Origin of the sequence: Saccharopolyspora sp. NPDC050642 (assembly GCF_040654735.1) — a bacterium.
GTDB lineage: Bacteria > Actinomycetota > Actinomycetes > Mycobacteriales > Pseudonocardiaceae > Saccharopolyspora > Saccharopolyspora elongata.
This window is the reverse complement of the sequence record NZ_JBFAIN010000016.1, coordinates 92,774-112,944: the sequence shown is the minus strand read 5'-3', so window position 1 is coordinate 112,944 and position 20,171 is coordinate 92,774. Positions and strand designations below refer to the sequence as shown.

Annotated in this window: 16 protein-coding genes; 14 read left to right on the top strand and 2 right to left on the bottom strand. The window is 72.6% G+C overall.

The window, feature by feature from the left end:
- Window positions 1–2: 2 nt before the first annotated feature.
- Window positions 3–2,021, top strand: coding sequence for a putative cobaltochelatase (locus tag AB0H93_RS24250; protein WP_358575372.1), 2,019 nt, complete (start codon window positions 3–5; stop codon window positions 2,019–2,021).
- A 151-nt stretch (window positions 2,022–2,172) separates the two neighbouring features.
- Here AB0H93_RS24250 and AB0H93_RS24245 read toward each other — a convergent pair whose 3' ends face one another.
- A complete protein-coding gene (locus AB0H93_RS24245) occupies window positions 2,173–3,348 on the bottom strand; it encodes an MFS transporter (RefSeq protein WP_358575371.1) in 1,176 nt (391 codons plus the stop codon).
- A gap of 221 nt (window positions 3,349–3,569) precedes the next feature.
- Here AB0H93_RS24245 and AB0H93_RS24240 point away from each other — a divergent pair, with 221 nt between their 5' ends.
- From AB0H93_RS24240 to AB0H93_RS24180, 13 genes are all read left to right on the top strand, one after another.
- The gene (locus tag AB0H93_RS24240; RefSeq protein WP_358575369.1) at window positions 3,570–3,974 is read left to right on the top strand and encodes a hypothetical protein; all 405 of its coding nucleotides are present in this window, start codon (window positions 3,570–3,572) and stop codon (window positions 3,972–3,974) included.
- Between the two features lie 29 nt (window positions 3,975–4,003).
- On the top strand, window positions 4,004–4,525 hold the full coding sequence (locus AB0H93_RS24235) for a DUF3558 family protein (RefSeq protein WP_358575367.1): 522 nt from the start codon (window positions 4,004–4,006) through the stop codon (window positions 4,523–4,525).
- Between the two features lie 43 nt (window positions 4,526–4,568).
- Window positions 4,569–5,978 carry a hypothetical protein gene (locus tag AB0H93_RS24230; RefSeq protein WP_358575366.1) on the top strand — a complete coding sequence of 470 codons (1,410 nt, stop codon included), beginning with the start codon at window positions 4,569–4,571 and terminating at the stop codon, window positions 5,976–5,978.
- 83 nt (window positions 5,979–6,061) lie between these two features.
- Window positions 6,062–6,853, top strand: coding sequence for an ESX secretion-associated protein EspG (locus AB0H93_RS24225; RefSeq protein WP_358575364.1), 792 nt, complete (start codon window positions 6,062–6,064; stop codon window positions 6,851–6,853).
- Between the two features lie 52 nt (window positions 6,854–6,905).
- Window positions 6,906–7,520, top strand: coding sequence for a cob(I)yrinic acid a,c-diamide adenosyltransferase (gene cobO / locus AB0H93_RS24220; protein WP_358575363.1), 615 nt, complete (start codon window positions 6,906–6,908; stop codon window positions 7,518–7,520).
- Window positions 7,514–8,878: a cobyrinate a,c-diamide synthase gene (locus AB0H93_RS24215; protein ID WP_358575362.1), complete on the top strand. Its 1,365-nt coding sequence runs from the start codon at window positions 7,514–7,516 to the stop codon at window positions 8,876–8,878. The genes cobO and AB0H93_RS24215 overlap by 7 nt, the downstream gene beginning before the upstream one ends.
- Window positions 8,879–8,903: 25 nt before the next feature.
- On the top strand, window positions 8,904–9,362 hold the full coding sequence (locus AB0H93_RS24210) for a hypothetical protein (protein ID WP_358575361.1): 459 nt from the start codon (window positions 8,904–8,906) through the stop codon (window positions 9,360–9,362).
- Window positions 9,356–10,663, top strand: a complete 1,308-nt coding sequence (cobM, locus tag AB0H93_RS24205) for a precorrin-4 C(11)-methyltransferase (RefSeq protein ID WP_358575360.1) — start codon at window positions 9,356–9,358, stop codon at window positions 10,661–10,663. Before AB0H93_RS24210 ends, cobM begins: the two co-directional genes overlap by 7 nt.
- A 282-nt stretch (window positions 10,664–10,945) precedes the next feature.
- The gene (cbiE, locus tag AB0H93_RS24200; protein WP_358575358.1) at window positions 10,946–12,148 is read left to right on the top strand and encodes a precorrin-6y C5,15-methyltransferase (decarboxylating) subunit CbiE; all 1,203 of its coding nucleotides are present in this window, start codon (window positions 10,946–10,948) and stop codon (window positions 12,146–12,148) included.
- A 270-nt stretch (window positions 12,149–12,418) separates the two neighbouring features.
- Complete coding sequence (locus tag AB0H93_RS24195) at window positions 12,419–14,125, top strand: cobalamin biosynthesis protein (protein WP_358575356.1); 1,707 nt, start codon at window positions 12,419–12,421, stop codon at window positions 14,123–14,125.
- A gap of 299 nt (window positions 14,126–14,424) precedes the next feature.
- A complete protein-coding gene (locus tag AB0H93_RS24190) occupies window positions 14,425–15,855 on the top strand; it encodes a pyridoxal-dependent decarboxylase (RefSeq protein WP_358575354.1) in 1,431 nt (476 codons plus the stop codon).
- Between the two features lie 707 nt (window positions 15,856–16,562).
- Window positions 16,563–18,413, top strand: a complete 1,851-nt coding sequence (locus tag AB0H93_RS24185; protein ID WP_358575353.1) for a sensor histidine kinase — start codon at window positions 16,563–16,565, stop codon at window positions 18,411–18,413.
- Window positions 18,365–19,003 (top strand): response regulator transcription factor, encoded by a 639-nt coding sequence (locus tag AB0H93_RS24180; RefSeq protein ID WP_358575352.1) that lies wholly within the window; start codon window positions 18,365–18,367, stop codon window positions 19,001–19,003. The genes AB0H93_RS24185 and AB0H93_RS24180 overlap by 49 nt, the downstream gene beginning before the upstream one ends.
- A gap of 234 nt (window positions 19,004–19,237) precedes the next feature.
- Here the strand turns inward: AB0H93_RS24180 and AB0H93_RS24175 are convergent, their stop codons facing one another.
- The gene (locus tag AB0H93_RS24175; protein ID WP_358575351.1) at window positions 19,238–20,155 is read right to left on the bottom strand and encodes a DMT family transporter; all 918 of its coding nucleotides are present in this window, start codon (window positions 20,153–20,155) and stop codon (window positions 19,238–19,240) included.
- Window positions 20,156–20,171 lie beyond the last annotated feature (16 nt).

The following is a 20,171-nucleotide window of genomic DNA, read 5'->3' as shown; positions in this document are numbered from 1 at the left end:
GCATGACCGCTGCCCCGCGCTTCCCCTTCTCCGCCGTCGTCGGCCACGACGACCTCCGGCTGGCGCTGCTGCTCAACGCCGTGCACCCGGCCATCGGCGGCGTGCTCGTCCGAGGGGAGAAGGGCACGGCGAAGTCGACCGTGGTGCGTGCGCTGGCGTCGCTGTTGCCGCCGCTCGACGTGATCACGGGCTGCCGCTTCGGCTGCGCCCCGCAGGCCGCCGACCCGCAGTGCCCGGACGGCCCGCACGGCTCCGAAGCCGCGCAACGACCCGCCCAGCTCGTCGAACTCCCCGTCGGCGCCACCGAAGACCGGTTGATCGGCTCGCTCGACCTGGAACGCGCCCTGACCGAAGGGGTCCGCGCCTTCCAGCCCGGCCTGCTCGCCGCCGCGCACCGGGGCGTGCTCTACGTCGACGAGGTGAACCTGCTGCACGACCACCTCGTGGACCTCCTGCTGGACGCCGCGGCGATGGGCCGCGCGCACGTCGAGCGGGAAGGCGTTTCGGTCTCGCACGCGGCGTCGTTCCTGCTGGTGGGCACCATGAACCCGGAGGAGGGCGAGCTGCGCCCGCAGCTGCTCGACCGGTTCGGCCTCACCGTGCACGTCGCCGCGTCGCGGGACGTGGCGACCCGGACCGAGGTGGTGCGCCGCCGCCTGGCGTTCGAGGCCGACCCGGCCGGGTTCGCCGAGAGGTGGGCCGACGCCGACGCCGAACTGGCCGAGCGGATCGCCGCCGCCCGCTCGCGGGTGGACTCGGTCGCCCTCCCCGACGCCGAGCTCCGCCGGATCTCCGCGCTGTGCGCGTCCTTCGACGTCGACGGCATGCGAGCCGACCTCGTGCTGGCGCGCACCGCCACCGCGCACGCGGCCTGGCGCGGCGCCGAGGCGGTCGCCGAGGAGGACGTCGAGGCGGCGGCCCGGCTCGCGCTGCCGCACCGGCGCCGCCGCGACCCGTTCGACGAGCCCGGCATCGACGAGGACCAGCTCCAACAGGCCCTGTCCGAGGCGGCGGAGCACGCCGACGACGGCGACGACGAACCGCCGGAAGGCCCGGACGGCGGCGGTCAGCCGCCGGAAGGGCCCGAAGGACCCACCGGTCCGGACGGCGGAGCCGACGGCTCGGAGGAGCGCAGCGACGACCGGGCGCCCGCGGAGCGGCCGCCGGCGGCGCCGGCGCCGGCTTTTCAGGCGCGGCTGCTGGAGGTGCCGGGGCTCGGCGACGGCGCGCCGGGGCGGCGGTCGCGGTCCCGGGCGCGGAGCGGCCGGACGACGCGGGCATCCACTGTGGAGGGTCACGGCATCCACCTGGCGGCCACGCTGGCCGCCGCGGCGCCGCACCAGGTCGCGCGCGGGCGCAGCGGCCCCGGGCTGGTGCTGCGCGGCGACGACCTGCGGCGCGCCATCCGGGAGGGGCGCGAGGGGAACCTGGTGCTGTTCGCAGTGGACGCGTCGGGATCGATGGCCGCGCGGGAGCGGATGTCGGCGGTCAGCGGCGCCGTCCTGTCGCTGCTGCGGGACGCCTACCAGCGGCGCGACAAGGTCGGCGTGGTCACCTTCCGCGGCGACTCAGCGGAACTCGCGCTGCCGCCGACGTCCTCTGTGGACATCGCGGCCGCACGGATGCGGCGGCTGCGCACCGGTGGCCGCACGCCGCTGGCCGACGGGCTGCTGCGCGTGCACCGGGTGGTGCAGACCGAGCGGATGCGGGACCCGCAGCGGCGGGCCCTGGTCGTGCTGCTGACCGACGGAAAGGCCACCGTGCCGCTGGATTCCGGGCTCACCGGGCGGATTCGCACACGGCGCGCCGTCGATGACGCGCTGCGCTCGGCGGGCCTGCTCGCCGAGGCGGGCGTCGCGTCCGTCGTGGTGGACTGCGAGAACGGTCCGGTCCGGCTCGGCCTGGCCGGCCGGCTCGGGGCCGCGCTGGGCGGTCCCTGCCTGCGGCTGGAGGAGCTGTCCGCGGACAACGTCGCCGGCGTCGTCCGCGCGGTCCGGGACGAGCGCCCCCGCGCCGCTTGATCTCGTTTTGATTACGAGATCCGACGTTCCGTCTTCTGGCCCACCCGACCGATTGGTACGGTGACGCAGTCCACCTGACCCCCAGGGGTGGACCCGCAAGATGCCCCCGCGCTCCCGGTAACCCCCAGGCCGGTCGAGTGCGGGGGCTCTTTTAATCGCCCCTAACGCCGACCGAGGGCGCGACGACGCGGGTTTGGTAGCGGTGGCGGCAGGCCGCCGCCACGATCAGCAGCGGAACCGCCGTGGCGGCGGCGATCCCGAAGATCAAGCCGTACGAGCCGCGCTCCGCGAAATACCCGGCCGCCGCCGATGCGGCCGCGCTGCCCAGGAACAACGCCGACGCGAACAACGCCACGGCGGTGCCCCTGGCCTCCGGGGCCACCGAGGTCACCCAGGTCTGCAACGACGAGTGCATGAACGACCAACCGCCGCCGAGCAGCAACGCCGTGACCACCACGGTCGCGATGCTCGCGGTGGCCGTCACGACCAGGTAGCCGACGAACATCGACGTGCCGCCGATCGCGATCAGCTGCCAGACCGCCAAGCGCCGCCCCAACACCTTTACCAGCCGGGAGAACACCCACACGCCGACGCCGTAAGCGGCGGTGGCGAGCCCGGCCACCGCGACGTCCACGCCCTCGTGGACCAGCGCCGACGCCAGGAACGTCATGGTGCCCAGCAACACCGCACCCTCGACGAACACCAACCCGAAGACCAGCAGCGCCCAGCGATTCGTCAGCACCGCCATCAGGTGGCTGCGCACGCCCTGGGCCTGAGCGCGCTCCGGCTCCGGCAGCTTGCGGAGCAGGACGACGCACACCGCGGCGCAGACAGCGGGTAGCGCGAAAACCGCGCGCCAGTCCAGAAAACCGGCCAGCAGTCCACCGACTGCGGTCGCCAGCGCCGTGCCCATCGCCGAGGCCGCCATCAGATCCGAAAGCGCGCCCTGCCGGTGTTCCTGCGGCACGGTGTCGCCGACGTAGGTCAGCGACGCGGGGACGACGGCCCCCATGCACGCGCCGGTGACCACGCGCGCCACGACCAGCGCGGTCAGGTTCGGCGCCAGCGCGGAAACCACCCCGCCCGCCGCGGCGGCGAGCATCGTGCCGCGCATGACCGGCAGCCGGCCGAAGCGGTCCGACAGCAAACCCCACAGCGGCTGGGACAGGCCGTAGGCGAGGAAGTAGCCGCTGGCGACGGCGACCGCCGCGGCCAGCGGCTCTTCCATCGCCAGCGCGATCAGCAGCAGCATCGGGGTGACCGCGAAGCGGTCGAAGTTGGAGATCAGCGCGGCGAAGGACAGCACCAGCGGCGGCCTGGTCGGCATCGGGCGGCTCCTCGCTGACTGGGACGACCGTCCATGTTCGTCGCCTGCACCGTTCCAGAACCCCGTGAGCTCGGCCACCATCGAATCGGTGGCGTTAGGCCATTGGGGGCGATCAAGCGGGTGAGGTATTGCGGATTTGTCTCGTACCGGCGTTCGCGCGCGGGGTGCGGTGCTAGGTTCGGGCGCGCTGCGGGGAAAGACGAACCTTCTGGGGAGAAGCGATGACGGGGTCGATTGGATCGGCGGCGGCCGGGCTCGCCGCCACGAACGACGCCATGCAGGGCATCATCAGCGCGGCCAACAGCGGCGGCTTCCAGGTCACGCCGGAGGCAGGCGACGAGCTGATCAGGGTTTTCCAGGCCTTCCAGGACGGCCCGCTGCTGGAGATACAGAGCGATTTGTTCAACATGATGTACCGGACCCCACTGGGCGATAGCCCGGCAGGTCAGGCTATCGCTGATTTCAACGAACAAGTTGTAGCGGGCGGCGACGGTCGTTCCTATCAAGAACTGATCTTGCAGATGAAAGAACGAGTGCCTCAAGTGATCGAAGCGATCAAGAAGGGCATTCAAGCCTACCAGGAAGTCGACGAGGGCAACGCTGGCAACGTTGGCGTGCGGGATTGAGAACGGGGATTGCTCAGGTGCGTAGGTCGTTGACGAAGTCTGTGATCGCCGGAGCGCTCGCGCTGTTGGCGATGGGTGTCGCGGGCTGTGGATCGTCGGGCACTGGCGGAACCGGCGACGGTTCAGGAGAAACCGGCGAGAGCGCATCGCCGACGAGCAATGCGGCAGCAGCCATCGATCCCTGCGAGATGTTGAAGTCGGCCGATACGGCAAAGCTGGGCGTCAAAGGTCCTGGCACGCCCAAGCGCTACGCGGGTGCTCCTGGCTGTGATTTCAAGCTTGCTGTAGGCGGCATTTCCGTGGTGGTGAACAGCGACAAGTCGGTGGACGAACTGAACCTCACCGGTGGCAAGGTCGATGCCGTCTCTGTCGCAGGTGTGGACGGCAAGCGCGTCCGCGAGCTCGTCGGTCCAGGAGACTGCGGGGTGTTCTTCCCCCTATCTCCAAAGGAATCCATTGCGATTAACGCCACCGCGCGTGACACCGAAGCGGCGTGCCAGGCGACGCAGGAGGCTGCGCCGTTGGTGCTTGCGAATCTTCCGAAGAACTGAAGCATTTGCGTAGAACTTAAAAAGGTAAATCAAGGGGGAAGTCATGACGTCGCCACCGGGTGGTGGGTCGGAATACATCGCCGATCACGAGCACTCCGCGTACGAGCAGGGGAAGCAGGAGTACGCGGGCGCGTCCAACGTGCCGATCATCGGCAATGTGCTGACGGACGTGTTGTCGAAGGCCAAGGCCACGGCGGAAGCGTCGAAGTACGGGCAGGAGCAGGCCGAGGCCCTGTCGGTCGACCAGGAGCTTCGCGAGAAGCCCGGTTCGCTGGGGAACACGCACTACCTGTCGTTCGAGCACAAGGAGATGGACCGGTTCGTCCGGGAGAACTTCGACCCCACTGCGGTGCACGACGTCGGCCGCGTCTACCACGGCCACGGGGCGAAGTTCCTGGAGTTCGCCGAGCAGATCCGGCAGGCCGCGACGAAGACGGAGCACACCTGGCAGGGCGAGGCCGGTGACGCCATGCGGAAGCACGTCACGCAGCTGGCCGACCACATGTCGCACTCCGGCAGCGCCGCTCAGCTCACCGCCAACCAGGTCGGCATGCAGGCCGAAGCCGCGGAGCGGGCGCGGAACTCGATGCCCGAGGTCGTCGAGTTCGACATGAAGCAGGAGCTGAAGAACTACTTCTCCGACCCGAACCCGTTCACGGCCCTCAGCCGGGCCAACGACATCGTGGAGAAGCAGGAGAAGAGCCAGGCCGCGCACCAGGAAGCGGCCCAGGTGATGTCGAAGATGGAGACCGACTTCGGGACGGCCGCGGCGCAGACACCGGCGTTCGTGCCGGCCCCGCGCGGGCCCGAGGAACAGCCCGGCACGTCGGAGCCGTCGAAGAACACGATCGGTTCCATCAACCCGTCGAGCACGCCCGCGTCGACCCAGTCGGCCTGGTCCAGCCCGAACACCTCGACGCCGCAGTACAGCCCGCCCAGCTCGCCGAACGTACCGCCGAGCAGCACGAACGCGGTGTGGCAGCAGAACCCGCCGGCCTCGCCGCCGTCGGACACCCGCTGGAATCCGAACACCGGCCAGTGGGAGCGCCAGAACCCCTACAACGGGCGGTGGGCTCCGCTGCCGCCGAACCAGCAGCGCCCCGGCCCCGGCGGGCCCGGTGGCGGACGCCCGGGCGGCGCCGGCGGCATGGGCGGTGGCCGAGGCGGTGGCATGGGCGGTGCCGGCCGGGTCGGCGGTGTCGGTGGCGGCCAGCTCGGTGCTGGTGGTCGTGCCGGTATCGGCGGTCTGGGGGCCGCCGGTGGCGCCGGAGCCGGTGGTGCGGCCGGTGGTCGTGGTGGTGCCGGGATGGCCGGCGGCGGTGCGGCCGGTCGCGGCCAGGGCGGTAAGTCCGAAGAGGACGACGAGCACGAGAGCAAGTACGTGGTCGACACCGATGAGGCCTGGGACGACCTCGGGTTGCCGAAGGTCGCGCCGCCGGTGTTCGGCGAGTAGCCCGCCCGCGTTCGAAGTTTCGCGCGATTCCCCGAGGAGCACCGGCTCCTCGGGGAACCGAGGCGTGCCCAGAAGGGGAAGAGATGATCGAATCGTTCACGCTTTCCGCGGAGGCGGCGGACGTTCTCGGCGAGGATCTGCGGGTCGACCTTCGGCAGTTCCCGTTCGAGATCCCGCACTTCGCCGCCACGCTCGACGAACGCGCCCGGCTCCGCAAGGACGTCTGGGGTGGGCTGGAGCAGCGCCGGCTGGCCGATCGTGGCCGCGCCGAACCGGAGGTGGAGCAGGCGCTGAACCTGCTGCACCGCCCGGAGATCGGCGTGGCGGTCACCTCCTACGACGGCAAGTCGGACGCCGTCTACCGGGCGCGCGTGGCGGTGGCCGGGCGGGCCGGGGTGCTGGCGGTCCAGGAAGAGCAGGGCTTGCGGATCGAGTTCATCGACGTCCGCGGCCTCGCCCGGGTCTGCGTGGGCCTGCTGCCGGAGGTCCCGGCAGGCAAGCTCGACGCGGGGACGATCGCCGCCGGTGGCGAGCCGAAGCCCCGGCCGGTGCGCGAGGCGGAGCCGGATTCGTGGCTGGGTTCGGCGCAGCCGGGCGCGTCCAGGCGCGGCGGCGGGGACCTGCGCAAGGTGGAGAAGATCATGGCCCTGCCGACGCGGCGGGTCGGCTACTTCGTGGTGACCGGCCGGGACGGCGGTGGGCAGCCGGTCCGGCTCCCGGCGATCGGTTGGCGGGACACCGAAGAAGGCCGCTACAGCGTCACGACGCGCCGCAACAACGACGGCGAGCGCTGGAACACCTTCGGCCCGGCGGACAGGCAGCGGCTGGCCCGGTACCTCGACGAGCAGCTCGGGGCCTTCCGGCCCGCCCGCTGAGACCGTTCGGGACGAGTCAGACGGTGCCGGGGCGGCCCGTTAGGGTCGGGGCATGCCTCAGGGACAGCCTTCGACAGTGCCGAACGACGGGTTGACCACTCGCCAGCGCCGCAACAGGCCGCTGCTCGTGGTGCACACCGGCGACATGAAGGGCAAGTCCACCGCTGCCTTCGGGCTCGCCCTGCGCGGCTGGAACCAGGGCTGGTCGATCGGGGTGTTCCAGTTCGTCAAGTCGGCGAAGTGGCGCGTCGGCGAGGAGTCGGCGTTCCGCGCCCTGGGGCGGTTGCACGACGAGACCGGCGAGGGCGGGCCCGTCGAGTGGCACAAGATGGGCGAGGGCTGGTCGTGGGCCCGCAAGAAGGGCAGCGAGGAGGACCACGCGGCGGCGGCGCTGGAGGGCTGGCGGGAGATCGCCCGCCGGATCGGCGAGCAGCGCCACGGGCTCTACGTGCTTGACGAGTTCACCTATCCGCTGCACTGGGGCTGGGTCGACGTCGCCGAGGTCGTCGAGACCCTGCGCGACCGGCCCGGGCACCAGCACGTCGTGATCACCGGCCGCTACGCCCCGCAGGCCCTGATCGACGCCGCCGACCTCGTCATGGAGACCACCAAGATCAAGCACCCGATGGACGACGGCCAGAAGGGCCAGAGGGGCATCGAGTGGTGACCGATTCCTCGCACGCCCGGGTGGTGGTGGCCGCACCGGCGTCCGGGCAGGGGAAGACCACCGTGGTGACCGGGCTGCTCGGCGCGCTGCGGAGGCGCGGGACCGGGGTCGCGCCGTTCAAGGTCGGCCCGGACTACATCGACCCCGGCTACCACCGGCTCGCCGCCGGCCGCCCGGCCCGCAACCTCGATCCCGTGCTGGTCGGCGAGGAGCGGATCGCGCCGCTGTTCCGGCACGGCGCCGTCGGCGCCGAACTGTCCGTCGTGGAAGGCGTGATGGGCCTGTTCGACGGCCGCATCGGGCCGGGCGAGGGGATCGCCGCCGGATCCACGGCGCACGTCGCGCAGCTGCTGGACGCGCCCGTGGTGCTGGTCGTCGACGCGAGGGGCCAGAGCCACAGCCTCGCCGCGCTGCTGCACGGTTTCCGCAGCTACCGCCCGGAGGTCCGGATCGGTGGCGTGATCCTCAACCGGGTCGGCTCGCAGCGGCACGAGCAGGTGCTCCGCGACGCCGCCGACAACGCCGGCCTCCCGGTGCTCGGCGCGATCCCGCGCGCCGATGATCTCGCCGTCCCATCGCGCCACCTCGGCCTCGTCACGGCCGCCGAGCACGGCGGCGAGGCCGTCCGCGCGGTCGAGGCGATGACCGAAGTCGTTGCCCGGTCGGTGGATCTCGACGCGGTGTGCGCGCTCGCGCGCTCGGCTCCCGGATTGCCCGGCGCCGCCTGGAATCCGCGCGACGAGGTGCAGCCGCAGGCCGGGGCCGTGGTCGCGGTGGCCGGCGGGCGGGCGTTCACCTTCGGCTACGCCGAGCACGTCGAGCTGCTCGAAGCCGCCGGGGCCGAGGTCGCGGTCCTCGACCCGCTCCACGACGAGCGGCTGCCGGAACGCACCGCGGGCCTGGTGCTGCCGGGCGGGTTCCCCGAGCAGCACGTCGCCGAACTGTCGGCGAATACCGCGCTGCGCAAGGAAATCACGGCTTTCGCCGCCACGGGAGCGCCGATCCACGCGGAATGCGGCGGGCTGCTGTACCTGGCGGAGGAGTTGGACGGACACCCGCTGTGCGGCGTGCTCGACGCACGAGCGCGGATGTCGCCGCGCCTGACGCTGGGTTACCGCGACGCCGTGGCCGCCGCCGATTCCGTCCTTTTCGACGAAGGCGCCCGGGTGAGCGGCCACGAGTTCCACCGCACCGCCCTGGAGCCCGGCAGCGGCTCGCGGCCTGCGTGGGTGTGGCGTGCGACGGGCGCGCAGCGGGAAGGGTTCGTCGACGGCGGGGTGCACGCTTCGTACTTGCACACCCATCCGGCCGGGCAGCCCGAAGCGGTGCGGCGGTTCGTGGCGCGGTGCGCGCGGTGAGGCTCGTCCGTCCGGCGAGCCGGGGATGCTGACCCCGGCCGCGCTGCGCGAATTCCCCGGAACGGCAACCGTTTTCGGCCCGGGAGTCGTCCTGGTGCAGCGACTGCGTGATCAGGACTGCACCGTGGCCTTCCCCACCCTCGACGATCCCGCCGCGCATCCGGTTTCCAGCCGTCCAGCGGTGGGTGGCACAGGGGCCGGGGGAGCCGGTTCACGCACGGTGATCCAGGCGATGCGGGACGTGACCGCGCTGCGGGTCGCTTTGCGGTCACGCGGTACGGTCGTTGCCTACGAAGGCGGCCGGTGGCTCGGCGAGCCGCGCGCCGCGATCGCCGAACGCGGAGCCCCGGAGCGCTCGGTCCGCGCCGAGCACCTCGGCGCGCCGGGCGCGCGAGTGCTCCCGCCATCCGAAGTGGACGACGCGCCGTACCTGTCCACCGTGGTAGTACTTCCACGCCGAGGCGGAAGAGGAGAACAATGCTGACTGGCCGGATCTCGTTCATCGGTGCCGGGCCCGGCGCGGCCGATCTGATCACGGTCCGCGGCGCCCGGCGGATCGCCGAGGCCGACATCGTGGTGTGGACCGCGAGCCTCGTCGCGCCGGAATGCATCCAGGAGCATGCGCGCAGCGACGCGGAGCTGATCGACTCCTCCCGGCTGACCCACGAGCAGGCGCTGGAGATCTACCGCCGCGCCGAGCGGGACAAGCTCAACGTCGCCCGGGTGCACTCCGGCGACCCGTCGTTGTGGGGCGCGGTCCAGGACCAGCACGACGCGTGCGCGCGGATGAACGTGGAAGTCGAGATCGTGCCGGGCGTTCCGGCGTTCTCCGCCGCAGCGGCCGCGGTCGGGCGGGAGCTCACCGTGCCGGAGGTCGCCCAGTCGCTGGTGCTGACCCGGCTGGAGGGCGGCAAGACGCCGATGCCGGAAGGCGAGAAGGTGCGCGAGTTCGCCAAGCACGGCACCACGATGGCGCTGTTCCTGTCCGCGTCGCGCGCCGCGCAACTCGTCGAGGAACTGCGGGCCGGTGGCTACCCGGAAGACACCCCGGTGCTGGTGGCCTACAAGGTCTCCTGGCCCGACGAGCTGCTGCTGCGCACGAACCTCGCCGACCTGGAGAAGACCGTCAAGCAGCACAAGCTGTGGCGGAACACGCTGTTCATCGTCGGGAAGAGCCTCAACGGCAGCGGAACCCGCTCGCCGTACACCGCGGGGCACTTCCACACCTACCGCCGCGCCGACCCGGTCACGCGCCGGGCGCTGCGGGCGGACCGCCCCACTCCGGTGCGCCGCCGCGCGGAGAACACCGAGCCGCGCGCCGAGGAACCCGGTGAGAACGGCCGGGTGCGCGAGTCCGACGTCGCGTGGTGGGCGGTGCGCAACTGGCAGGAGAGCGCGCGCGGCGCGGCGCGAGTCGCGTCCACCCGCGCGGCCCGGCGGGTCGACGAGGCGCAGTCGCAGCTGTTCGCCGAGGAGCCCGTTGCGGCCGCCGAACGGCCGGTCGATCCGGTGGCGCCGGTTCGCGCGGAAGCGGTTGAGGGCGAACGGCCCGTGGACGTGAGTGAGCAGCCCGTTCGCGCCGAAGCCGCGGAGGCGAAGCCGAAGCGGACATCCGCGGCGCGCACCACGACGACCCGGGCCACCGCGAAGGCCACTCCCGCGAAGCGGGGGGCGAAGGCCGCAGCCGCGAAGCGGACGAAGTCCGCGACCACCGCGACGGCGGCGAAGGCGAAGCCCGCCGCGAAGCGCAAGCCCCCGGCGAAGCCGGATGAGCAGGGCGAATAGCGAGGCGAAGCTGCCGCCCCCGGCGAGGTCGTGAAGGGACCCGCGGGGTCCAAATTGGACATCGGGTCGCCCGGTCGGGGCGAGCAGGCCCCGGCCGCCCACCGGTCATGCGAGATGTGACAGCGGGCGGGCCGTTCTCGGCGTGTGCGGACCGGCTCTGCGCCCCGGTGGCAGCAGTATTGAAGCGGATCAGCCAGTAATGCGGCCGTCGGCCGCGTGTTCGGGTCGCGCGGGCTTCCGGGACGAACACGCGGTGTCGGCCGCCGGAGCGAGGTGGGTGACGTGGCAGTCACGGTGATCGGGGTCGATGGTGGCGACCTGCCGAAGGGCAGCGCCGAGGTGCTGGAGTCGGCGCGGCTCGTGGTGGGCGGCAGACGGCACCTGGAGGCGCATGCGCCGGAACACGCGCGCAAGCTCGAACTCGGGCCGCTGGAACCGGCGCTGAACGCGCTGTCGTCGCTGTCCGGCGACGAGAGCGGCGTGGTGCTGGCCTCGGGCGATCCCGGTTTCTTCGGCGCCGTCCGCGCGCTGCGCGACCGCGGCATCCGGTGCACGGTGCTGCCGTCGGCCTCCAGCGTTCAGCAGCTGATGGCGCGCGTCGGCCGGTCCTGGGATGACGTCGTCGTGGTCAGCGCGCTCGGCAGCGACCTCACCCAGGCGATCAACGTCTGCCGGGCGCGACCGGCCGTGGTGGTGCTGACCGCGCCGAAGGCGGGCCCGGCCCAGATCGGCTCCGGCCTGGCCGGCTGGCGGCGCACCATGATCGTCGCCGAGGACCTCGGCGGACCGAACGAGTCGGTGGTCACCCTCGAACCGGCGGAGGCGGCGAAGCGCAGCTGGCACGAGCCGAACATCGTGCTCTCCCTGGCCGATCTCGACGACGTGCCGCAGCGGGGCTGGATCGCGGGCGGCGAGCCGGTGCCGCCGGCGACTGGTTGGGCGCTGTCCGAGGACGAGTTCTCGCACCGCGACGGCATGATCACCAAGGCCGAGGTGCGGGCCGTGGCGCTGGCGAAGCTCGCGCCGCGGCCGGGCACGCTCGTCTGGGACGTCGGCGCGGGTTCGGGCTCGGTGGCGGTGGAGTGCGCCCGGATGGGCGCGGCGACGATCGCGGTGGAGTCCGACGAGGCGCAGGCGGTGCGGCTGATCACCAACGCCGCGAGCCACGGCGTGGACGTCCGGGTCGAGGAGGGCTCCGCGCCGCAGGTGCTGCGCAACCTGCCGCGGCCGGACGCGATCTTCGTCGGAGGCGGCGGCTCCGAGGTCGTCACGGCGTGCGCGCACGCCGGGGCGTCCCGCGTCGTGGTGGCGCTGTCGGCGCTGGACCGGGTCGGGCCGACCCGCGACGCGTTGCGCGCGGCCGACTACGAGGTCGAGGGCGTGCAGCTGTCGGCGGCCCGGCTGGCGGAACTGCCGGACGGCGCATCCCGCCTGGAGGCGGCCGACCCGGTCGTCCTGATCTCGGGCTACCGGAAACAACGCTGACCACATCCCCTCCCGACGGACCAGGTCCCCGTCGGCCGCAATTTCAATGGAAATTGGACCTTCGATTTCAATGGAAATTGCGGACCATCGGCGTGTCGCGCCACGACACGCCGATGGCTGTGGACAACCTCCGCAAGTTCAATGGAAATCGGAGACGTGATTTCCATTGAACTTGCGGAGGCAGTGGTCCCGTCCGGGCGGGAGGGCGCCATGGGGGTGGCACCATGCTGAGGCGTTCGTGAAAGCAGTCGACCAGGTTGAGGAGTGCCAGTGATCGGTCTGTTCGCGGTGACCGCGGCGGGACGGCGGTCCGCCGCCGAACTGGCCGGGCGGCTGGGGCCGGACGCCGTCGTCGCGGACGGGCCGATCGCGCCCGCCGTGCGCCGCCTGTGGGACCACCTGGACGCGGCGGTGTTCTTCCTGGCCAGCGGCGCGGCGGTGCGGCTGGTCGCGCCGCTGCTGCGGGACAAGCACAGCGATCCCGGGGTGGTCTGCGTCGACGACGACCGCCGCTTCGCCATCGCCCTGACCGGCGGCCACGTCGGGGGCGCGCTCGCCGAGCAGGTCGCCGACGTGCTCGGCTGCACCCCGGTGGTCACCGCCGCCTCCGACAGCACCGGCACCACCCCGCTGGACGAGCTCGTCGACCAGCTCGACGCCACTGTGGACGGTGATCTGGCGGCCTGCGGCGGCGCGATCCTCGACGGCTGGTCGGTCCGCCTGGTCAACCCGCACGGCTTCCCGCTGCCGGCGCTGCCGCCCAACGTTTCCGCCCACCCCGAAGCGCCGCTGTGGACGGTCGTGATCGACGATCGGCGGCCGACGGAGGACGAGGAGCGGACGCTGCGGCTCATCCCGCGCACGCTGGTCGTCGGCGTCGGGGCCGCCCGCGGCGTCTCGCGGACGGCGGTGACCGAGACGATCGCCCGGCTGGACCGCGAGCACGGCCTGGACCCGCGGGCGATCCGCGCGGTCGCCAGCGTCGACCTGAAGGCAGACGAGGACGGCATCCTGGAGGCGGTGCAGGACCTGGGCTTCTGGCACTCCGACGGCGGCGAGGAGCTGTCGCTGCTGACCTACTCGGCGGAGGCGCTGGCAGGCATCGAGGTGCCCAACCCCAGCGAGGTGGCGAGCGCGGCGGCGGGCACGCCCTCCGTCGCCGAGGCATCGGCGCTGCGCGCGGCCGCCGAGCTCGGCGGTGGGGCGCCCGTCGAGCTGGTCGTGCCCAAGATCAAGGGCGACGACGTGACCGCGGCCGCTGCGCGCATCCGGCCCCGCGGCCGGCTGGCGATCATCGGCATCGGCCCGGGCAACCCCGCCCTGCGCACCCCGCGCGCCGACGTCGAGCTGCGCCGCGCCTCCGTGGTCGTCGGCCCGGACGAGCACGTCGACCAGGTCCGGCACCTGCTGCGCCCCGGCACCGAGGTGCGCGCCACCGGCGGCGCCGAGGCGGTCGCGCTGGCTCGGGAGGGGCGCGCGGTGGCGCTGATCGGCGGGTCCGCGATGGCCGGCCCGGCGCTGGCGGAGGCCGGTGCCGACATCGAGTTGGTCGGCGTGCCCGGCGTGACGGCGCCGCTGGCCGCGTCCGCGCTGCTGGGCGGGCCGCTCGGGCACGACCACGCGCTGATCAGCCTGTCCGACGCGCACACGCCGTGGGAGGTCATCGAGCGCCGCGTTCGCGCGGCGGCGGAGGCCGACCTGGTGGTGTGCTTCCACGACCCGCGTTCGGGGGACCGGCGGCTCGGCCGCGCCCTGGAGATCCTGGCGGAGCACCGCCCGGGGGCCACGCCGGTGGGCGCGGTCCGCGGGGCCGGCCGCGCCGGGGAGCGGGTGTGGTGCGCGCCGATCGCCGACTTCGACCCGGCGGAGGCGGATGAGTCCACCACGGTGGTCGTGGGCACCTCGCAGTCCACAGTGGTCGATGGCCGGATGGTGACCCCGCGCGGATCCCAGCCGGTGCCGGCGGACGCCCGCTGACCACCGTCGACCTCGTCCGCTGACGGCGAGTGCCGCAGGGGGCTGCCCGGGATCTGTTGCGAGCGTCGTTCTCGCGCGAAACCGGCGTTCGCCACGCCTGGCGGTGACTGTTTCGCGCGAAACCGGCGTGCCTCACCCGGCGGCCAGGCGGCTTCGCCTCGGCAACGACGCAAGCCCGGCCGCTGGCGAGCATCACCTCATCCAGAACCGCTGCAGCATCCCCGCAACGAGGAGGCGGAGCCGGCGGCCGCTGGTTTTGGTGGGGTGGGCGTGCGAAGCTGGCTGGGATGAGCGGGCACATGTCTCCTGATGAGTTCCGGGAGTTCGGCAGGCAGGTCGTCGACTGGATCGCCGACTACTACTCCGGCGTCGAGCGGCATCCGGTCCGGTCCCAGGTCGGGCCCGGCGAGGTCCGGGCGCAGCTCCCGGCGCACCCGCCCGAGCGGGGCGAACCGTTCGAGCGGGTGCTCAGCGACCTCGACGCCGTGCTGGTGCCGGGCGTCACGCACTGGCAGCACCCGAACTTCTTCGCCTACTTCCCGGCCAACGCCACCGGCCCGTCGATCCTCGGCGACCTGCTCTCCAGCGGGCTGGGCGTGCAGGGCATGGTGTGGGCGACCAGCCCGGCGTGCACCGAGCTGGAGACCGTCGTCGTGGACTGGATGGCGGAGCTGCTGGGCCTGCCCGAGCACTTCCGGACCGACGCCGTCGGCGGCGGGGTGATCCAGGACTCGGCGTCCAGCGCCGCGCTCGTCGCCTGCCTCGCCGCGCTGCAGCGGGTCAGCGACGGGCAGGTGGCGAGCCGGGGCATCACCCGGCGGCACACGCTCTACGTCTCCGCGCACACCCATTCGTCCCTGGAGCGCGCGGCGCGGATGGTGGGCATCGGCGGGGACAACGTCCGGATCGTCGACGTCGACCCGGACACGCTCGGCATGGACCCCGCACACCTCGACGCGCTGATCGCCGAGGACCTCGCCGCCGGCGCGGTGCCCACGCTGGTGTGCGCGACGATCGGCACCACCTCGACGACGGCGATCGACCCGGTCCGCGCGGTCGGCGAGGTGTGCCGGGCACGCGGGATCTGGCTGCACGTGGACGCGGCGTACGCGGGCGTTGCCGCGGTGTGCCCGGAACTGCGCTGGATCAACGACGGCGTCGCCGAATTCGCCGATTCGTACTGCACGAACGCGCACAAGTGGCTGCTGACGAACTTCGACTGCAGCCTGCTGTGGATGGCCGACCGGCGGCCCATGGTCGACGCGCTGTCGATCCTGCCGGAGTACCTGCGCAATCCGGCGACGGCGTCCGGTGAGGTGATCGACTACCGGGACTGGCAGGTGCCGCTGGGCCGCAGGTTCCGGGCGTTGAAGCTGTGGTCGGTGCTGCGCTGGTACGGCGCGGAGGGGCTGCGCGAGCACATCCGCGCCACCGTCGGCCTGGCCCAGGAGTTCGCCGACCGGGTCCGCGACGACCCGCGGTTCGAGCTGCTGGAGCCGCATCCGCTTGGCCTGGTCTGCTTCCGGCCGCTGTTCCCGGAGCTGTCCACCGAGGACGCCAACGACCGGGTCTACCGGCTGATGGAATCGCTGAACGAGTCCGGCGAGCTGTACCTGACCCACACCAAGGTGGACGGCCGGACGCTGCTGCGGCTCGCGGTCGGCTCGCCGCAGACCGAGCGGCGGCACGTGCTCGCGGCCTGGAAGCGGATCCAGGAGGCGATGGGCTGACCTGCCCGCGAGCAGCGCGTGCCCGATCAACACGAGCACGTGCACCGGAGCCGGCCAGTCGCCGGCCGAGGCGGCTTGGAGGGCGTGGAGCGCGGCGCCCGGCGCGGTGAGGTCGCCGATCGGTTGCAGCGGGCCCGGAATCGCGGCCAGCGGCAGGCCGGGCAGCAGCAAAGCCACAGCGAGTGCCGAACCGGTGCGGCGCGGCAGCGCCGCGGTCAGCAACCCGCAGCTGAGCAGAGCGAGCGCGGTGAGCGCGCATGCGACGAGCACGGCCATGGCTCGCTGTGGCGGCATGATGGCCGTGGCGGCCAGCGACAGCCCGGCGAACGCCACCAGGTGAGCGAGGAACGCGGCAACCGGTTCGGTGCACCGCCGCAGGTTGGCGGCCGCGATCACCAGCGCGACGACGATGGCCGCGGGGAGCCCGATCGCGGGTGCGAGGAGGCAGGAGAGGGCCGAGGCGATCGCCGGCGGTTGGCGGGGCAGCCTCGCCAGCTCCGCGCCGACGCGGTTCCCCAGGTCATCCACAGTGGACGGGTCTTCGCTGATTGCCATGGCCTCGACGCTAGGAACGCCGCGCGCCTGCGGGTATGCGTCCTGCTGCCGTTCGAGGGGGGTTTCCGGCCCGTTCGGGAGTAGAGCTAGCTCCACCTCCACGCGGAAGGCATGGGCAGTGCTTTTCCGCCGGTGCCGGAGAAGATGGACTCATGCGAAATCGGGCACGACAACGTGCGACAACCGCCGGGCGCGGGCTGGTGCTCCTGCTGCTGGCGTTGCCGGGGCCGCTGCTGTTCGTGCTGTACCTGTTCGGTCTGGGTGTGGCGTCCATCGGCCTGCTGTCGCCGGGGGAGTGGCTCATCGGTCGCTGCCGGGCGGCCGCGAACCTCGGCCGTCGGCTGGCGCGGGACTGGGGCGGCGTCGAGGTGCCGGTGCCGTACCGGCCCGCCCCGCCGGAACCGCAGCCGGACGCCGAAGGCTGGTACCGGCACGACAAGGCGCTGTACCGGAAGCCGCGCATCCCGCGCTACCTCGCACGCGTCGTGTGGTTGGGGGAGGACCCGGCGACGAACCGGGACCTGAACTGGATGCTGCTCAACACGGTCGTCGGCGCGGTGCTGGGCCTGCTGGCGGTGCTGGGCGGCCGGACTTTCCTGCGGGCGCACGGGCTCTGGACGCGGATGCTGCTGAGCCCGATTCGGCCGTGCCCTTGGTGGGAACGCATCGGGCACGGGTTGCACGCCCTCTGGCACCTGGCGGTTCTCGGCCTGCTGGCCGCGGTGAACCTGCTGGCGGGCGTGGTCCTGGTCGTCCTCTTCGTCCTCACCCACCTGCTGGGCGCGTTCCTGTGGTGGCCCTGGTGCAACCGGGTCGCCCGGCTGCTCGCGGGCCTGGGTCGCAGCCTCGCCGGGAAGTGGTCCGGGGTCCCGGTGGACGAGGTCTACCTGCCCTTCATCGCACCCGTGCCCACGTCCGACGGGCTCTACCGGGCCGGCCGGATGCTGCGGAAGTCGCCGCGACCCGCGATCAGGCGGGCCCGCTACCGCCAGGCGATGACCGATCCGGCCAGCCCGCGAGACCTGCTGTGGCTGCTCGGCGACGGCCCGGTCACCGCGGCGTTGCTGGCCCCGCTCGCGGCGTTGTGCTGGGTCTTCGGCTGGGGCTTCTGGATCCCGTTCTGGGTCCGGGTCGGCGGGCTGTTCTTCGACGTCGGGCGGCCGTGGGCGGAGTTGCCCGCCCCGGCGAAGTGGCTCGCGGAAACCCCGCTGGCCGGATTCCCGCTCGGGCTGGCCGCCGGGGCGGCGGTCGTGGCGCTGGCACCGCCGCTGGTGCGCCTGCACGGCCGGTGGACCCGCCTGCTGCTGGCGCCGACCGGGAAAACCCTGCTGGCGCAACGGGTTCGGCGGCTCGCCGAGACCCGCGCCGACGCGACCGAAGCCGAGGACACCCAGCTGCGCCGGATCGAGCGGGACCTGCACGACGGCGCCCAGGCCCGGCTGATCGCGTTGGGGCTGAAGCTCGCCGCCGCGGAGCAGCTCCTGGACAGCGACCCGCAGCGGGCCAGGGAGCTGCTGGGCGAGAGCAAGGCCGAGTCCGGCCAGACCCTCTCCGAACTCCGCGCCCTGGTGCGAGGAATCCGCCCGCCGGTGCTCGCCGAGCGCGGCCTCGTCGATGCCGTGCGCGCGCTGGCCCTCGACCTGAGCGTGCGGATCGAGGTGTCGGCGGACCTGTCCGGGCGATGCCCGTCCGCGGTGGAGTCCGCGGCCTACTTCGCGACCCGGGAGCTGGTCACGAACGCGCTCAAGCACGCCGGGGCGGAGGAGATCCGCGTCGAGCTGGGTTACCGGCGGGAGTCGCTGCGGATCGTCGTGACCGACGACGGCTCGGGCGGGGCCGACCCGGACTGCGGCAGCGGGCTGCGGGGAATCCGGCGCAGGCTCGGTACGTTCGACGGAACATTGCACCTCAGCAGCCCGCCCGGCGGTCCGACCCTGGCGACGATGGAGATCCCGTGCGCGTTGTCCTCGCAGAAGACCTCTTCCTCCTCCGAGACGGCCTGACCACCCTGCTCGCCGCGCACGGCTGCGAGATCGTCGCCGCCGTGGAGACCGGTCCCGAGCTGGAGCGGGCGCTGCTGGAGCACCGGCCGGACGTGGCGGTGGTCGACGTGCGGCTGCCGCCCACCCAGACCGACGAGGGGCTGCGGGCCGCGCTGGTCGCCCGGCGCGAGATCCCGGGGTTGCCGGTGCTGGTGCTGTCCCAGCACGTCGAGCAGCTCTACGCCCGCGAACTCCTGGCCGACGGCACCGGCGGGATCGGCTACCTGCTCAAGGACCGGGTGTTCAACGCGGAGCAGTTCATCGACGCGGTGCGCCGGGTCGCCGCCGGCGGCACCGCGATGGACCCGGAGGTGATCTCCGCGCTGGTCGCCCGGCGGACCACCCCGCTGGAGCGGCTGACGGAGCGGGAGCGCGAGGTGCTGTCGCTGATGGCCGAAGGGCGCTCGAACGCGGCGATCGCCGGGCAGCTGTTCATCAGCGAAGGCGCGGTGAGCAAGAACATCGCGAGCATCTTCGGGAAGCTGGGCCTGGAGACGTCGGACGACACCAACCGCAGAGTGCTGGCAGTGCTGGAATACCTCAAGCAGTGAAAACTATTTCCAGGCTCGTTTTGCGTGGCGGTGCAAGTAGCGGAACCTCAGAGATCTTCTCGCTGTGGGATCCCCGACATCATGAATGACCAATTCACCACGTCGGGGCTGTCCTCGCGAGAAGACCTCTGAGAACCCGCGGCGGTGCCGGTTGTGAGGGTGGGCTAAGCGGCTGCGCCGCTTCAAAGCAAATGCCGACTCGAACAACACAGCCTCTATGTCGATCCAGAACTTTCACGCCGCGGCGCGCGCCTCTGCGAGTCCTCGGGGCTTGGGCTCGCGGGCCGGGTCGGGCCTGGTGCCGAGCACGCACGCCACGGCTCCCAGGGCCATTCCCAGCACGGCGGTGAGGGACGGCGTTTCGCCCAGGATCGGCCAGGACAGCAGGGCGGACACGGGCGGGACGATGCAGAACAGGGCGCTCGTCCGGCTCGCGCCGCCGACCGCGATCGCCCGCAGGTAGAACGCGGTTCCGGCCACCGATCCCGCCAGGACCAGCCACAACAGCACCGCGGTCGCCTGCCCCCAGTGCGCGACGTGGCCCTGCTCGAACACCGCGATCACGCCGACCGCCAGCGCCGCCGCGCCCGACTGCACGGCGCCACCGGCCCGGACGTCGACCCCGGCGCAGTACCGCTGCTGGTAGAGCCCGCCCGCGGAGAAACCGAGCAACCCCAGCAGGGTGAGCAGGATTCCCGGGTTCACCGCGCCGTCGGCGAGCACCTGGCCGCCGAGCGTGACGACGACGGCGGCCACGCCGAGGACGAGCCCGACCATGCGGACCCGGCTCAGCCGCTCGCCCAGGAATCCGGCCGCGAGCGCCGCGGTGAGCACCGGGTTCATGGCGAGCACCAGCGCCGTCACCGATGCCGGGACCCCGACGGCCATCCCGCCGTAGCACCCGGCGAACTGCGCCCCGCTGGTGAGGATTCCGGCGACGGCGGTGTGCCCGAACCGCTTGCCGCTGGGCCAGGCCGCGCGGGAGCAGACCGCGATCGCCGCGAACACCGCCGCGGCCAGCGCGAGCCGCACGGAGGTCAGGAGGAACGGGGGAGCGGCGCCGACGCCCAGCTTCCCGGTGGGGAATCCGCTGGCCCAGATGACGACGATCGGCGCCGCCAGCGGCAGCGGGATCGAGCGGGTGCCCTTCATGATCCCAAGCCTCGCC